Origin of the sequence: Actinomadura sp. NPDC049753, from assembly GCF_040674655.1 — a bacterium.
Classification (GTDB): domain Bacteria; phylum Actinomycetota; class Actinomycetes; order Streptosporangiales; family Streptosporangiaceae; genus Spirillospora; species Spirillospora verrucosospora.
Genome location: NZ_JBFARL010000387.1, coordinates 1 through 3166, shown reverse-complemented (window position 1 = coordinate 3166; position 3166 = coordinate 1). Strand labels below are relative to the sequence as shown.

The window sequence follows — 3166 nt, the reverse complement described above, 5'->3', positions numbered from 1 at the left end:
TCGACCAGGTCGCCCCCATCATGCGGCAGGCCATGATCGACATCGAGGACTCGCGCTTCTACGAGCACGGCGCGCTCGACCTCAAGGGCACCATCTCCAGTTCGCCCGCCGCGACCACGTAGGCCAGCGCCATGCCGCAGTCGGCGGCCAGGTGCTCGCCGAGAGGCGCGCCCGGCGCGAAGAAGTGCACGTGCCAGTGGTAGCCGTCGTGGTCGGTCAGGTGCGGCGTGGTGCGGACCTCGCCGACGATCTCGTTGATCCGCCGGACGGCGGAGGGGACGTCCCCGGAGCGGAACACCGCGTGGAAGCGGCCGCGCAGCTCCAGCACGCGGGCCAGGTCGGCGGCGGTGAGCTCGCCCACGTCGCTGAAGGCGTTGCGGTCCACGAACTCCCGCAGGCCGGGCAGCCCGCCGAGCTCCTCCGCACCGGACGCCGCCGCGCTCGTGTTGATCAGGTCGACGACGACGGCGAGCGCGTGCTCGGTGTCATGAGTGAAGATCACGATGACTCCAGTCTCGGGGGACCCGGGCGGTCGGGCGCCCGGCGTCGTCGCCGGGGCCGGAACGCGGCCCGTGGCTCCCACCATATGACGGGAACGGCGCACGTCGGCGCCCACCCCGCCAGGACACGCTGGCGCCCACGGCGCCGGCAGCCGAACGGAACGTTCCATCCCGTGGCTCGCCCCAGCGACTACGCCGCCGCTTTCCGGCAAGGACCATCGCCGTGGAGGAGGACCGGCTCTTCATCGTCTTCCTGGCCGTCGCCGTCGTGGTCCTGCTGGCCCGCGGGCTGGCCGGGCGGCTGCGCGCGCCGGACGCCATCGTGCTCGTCCTGCTCGGCCTGGCGGCCGGGTTCGTGCCGGCGCTGCCCGCGGTCGTCGTCCCGCCCGAGGTGGTGCTGCTCGGGTTCCTGCCGCCGCTGCTCTACCACGCGGCGTTCTTCACCGCCCCGCGCGAGGCCCGCGCCGATGCCGTGCCCATCTTCGCCCTGGCCTTCGGCCTGACCACCGTCACGACCGTCGCGGTGGCCGCGACGCTGCACGTCCTGCTGCCGGACGTCGGCTGGACCGCCGCGCTCGCGTTCGGGGCCGCGGTGTCGCCCACCGACCCGGTGGCGGCGACGGCGGTGATGCAGCGGCTGGGCGCGCCGCCGCGGATGGTCACCATCCTGGAGGGCGAGAGCCTGATCAACGACGGCGCCGCGCTGACGATCTTCGGGCTGGCGGTCGAGGCGCTCGGCACCGACTTCACCGTGGCGCACGGTGCGGCCCGGGTGGCCCAGATCGTGCTCGGCGGCGTGGCCTACGGGCTGGTCGTCGGCATCGTCGTCCGCCGGATCCGGCGCTGGATCAGCGATCCGGTCAGCCAGATCATCGTCTCCCTCGTCACGCCCTACGTCGCGTTCGTCCCCGCGGACCGGTTCGGCGCGTCCGGGGTGCTCGCGACGGTCGTCGCGGGGTTCTCCATCGGCACGCACGGGGAGGGTTTCCTGCAGCCCGCCTCGCGGCTCGCCGGCACCACCTTCTGGCGGATCCTCACCTTCCTGCTGGAGTCGGCGCTGTTCGTCCTGCTCGGCCTGGAGATCCGGGAGATCGTGCGCGCCCCGGGCGGCCGGACCTGGGGGACGGTGGTGGCGGTCGCGCTCGCGGTGTCGGCCGTGGCCATCGGCGTCCGGCTGCTCTGGCAGCTCGGCAACGGGCCGCTCGCCCGGCTGGTGCCCGGCGGCCGGCGCAGCCGGGCGGACCTCGGCCTGCGGGAGCGGCTCGTCATCGGCCTCGGCGGCATGCGCGGCGCGATCTCACTGGCCATCGCGCTGTCGCTGCCCATCGGCCTGGGCGGCGAGCGCGGGCTGCTGGTCCTGCTCGCCGCGCTCGTCGTGCTGGTCACGCTGGTCGGGCAGGCGCCGCTCCTGCCGCTCCTGCTGCGCCGGCTCGGGCTGATCGAGCCGGAACGGCGGCGCACGGAGTCGATGCTCGCCCGCAAGGCGGGGCTCCAGGCGGCCCTGGCGCGGCTGGACGAGCTCGCCGAGGAGGACGAGGTCGACGACCGGACGGCCGAGGCCTTCCGGCAGATGCTCGAACTGCGGCTCGAACGCGTCCGCTACTTCCTGGACCGGGAGGGCGCGGAGGGGCCCCGTCCGCCGGACAGCCGCCGCGTCCGCACCGAGCTGGTCATGGCGCAGCGCGCCAGGCTCCAGGTGCTCTACCGCAAGGGCAGGATCGGCGCCGAGACGCTCCGCGAGATCGGGCGGGAGCTCGACTTCGAGGACCCCGTGGCGGTGAGGAGGCCGCCCTCCTGAACCCGGCCCCGCCGCTGCGGCCGGGGCGTCAGCGCTCGTAGTGGGGGTCGGCGACGACGGGGTAGTAGGCGTCGGTGTGCTGGATGCGCATCGTGACGGCCGAGCCGTCGAGGGCGTAGTCCGCCTTCACCTGGCGGAACATCGAGTCGCTCGCCCACGGGTTGTAGAGCCGCCCCACCGTGGCGCCGTACCGCAGGTGCACGACGTCGTAGCCGCCGGACGGCATCGACTCCAGCGCGAGCCCGTCGGCGAGGGAGATCGCGAACCGGAACTCCGTGGGCGCGTCGGGACCGTGGATCACCGTGAGCAGGCGCACCCCGCCGGCCGTCGTCTGCGCGACGATGTCGGTGTCGACGTCCACTCCGACGAACACCCGCAGGCTCGGGCGCAGCACCTGGGCGACGGTGTCGGCCGCCGCGACGTCGATCCCGAGGTGGATCCGCTGCCCGTCCCTGGTCGGCACCCACACTCCGTCACGGGCGCGCTGTCCCCAGGCGACGTCGGGGTTCTCCATCTCCTGGGGCTCGTTCTTGCCCCGCGCGACCAGAATCCTGGAAGCGGCGCTCATCGCCGCGGCAGCCCCGTCCCGTGCATGCCTCATGGCGGGCCCCCTCGCCTTCTTCCATCACCGCGTGACTTCGCGCTCGTCCTGGGTTTACCACGGGCGGGGCGGACAGGACCCCCGATGGTCTGTCGCTGGTCGATTCGCGACGTTCGCCCCGTGCGTCGTTGGACCTTACACCACGCTTATACGCGCCGGTCGGGCCGGGCGCTGATCCTTCTCCCGCCCCGTCGCGGTGCCGTGACGGTGCGCGCCCGGGGCCTCACGCAGCGGTCCGCGGGCCGCCCGGCGACCGGGCGGCCCGCG

Annotated in this window: 3 protein-coding genes; 1 reads left to right on the top strand and 2 read right to left on the bottom strand. The window is 74.0% G+C overall.

What is annotated here, in order from left to right:
• Positions 1-58 precede the first annotated feature (58 nt).
• The gene (locus AB0K37_RS41315) at positions 59-502 is read right to left on the bottom strand and encodes an ABATE domain-containing protein (protein WP_363991464.1); all 444 of its coding nucleotides are present in this window, start codon (positions 500-502) and stop codon (positions 59-61) included.
• Positions 503-723: 221 nt separating this feature from the next.
• Between AB0K37_RS41315 and AB0K37_RS41310 the strand changes: the two genes are divergently transcribed.
• Positions 724-2298, top strand: coding sequence for a Na+/H+ antiporter (locus tag AB0K37_RS41310; protein WP_363991461.1), 1575 nt, complete (start codon positions 724-726; stop codon positions 2296-2298).
• Between the two features lie 28 nt (positions 2299-2326).
• Here the strand turns inward: AB0K37_RS41310 and AB0K37_RS41305 are convergent, their stop codons facing one another.
• Positions 2327-2899 carry a hypothetical protein gene (locus AB0K37_RS41305; protein WP_345176309.1) on the bottom strand — a complete coding sequence of 191 codons (573 nt, stop codon included), beginning with the start codon at positions 2897-2899 and terminating at the stop codon, positions 2327-2329.
• Positions 2900-3166: the final 267 nt, after the last annotated feature.

Coding starts and splice junctions, on each gene's coding strand:
- AB0K37_RS41305 (WP_345176309.1), bottom strand. CDS start 2,899: ATGAGGCATGCACGGGACGGGGCTGCCGCGGCGATGAGCGCCGCTTCC.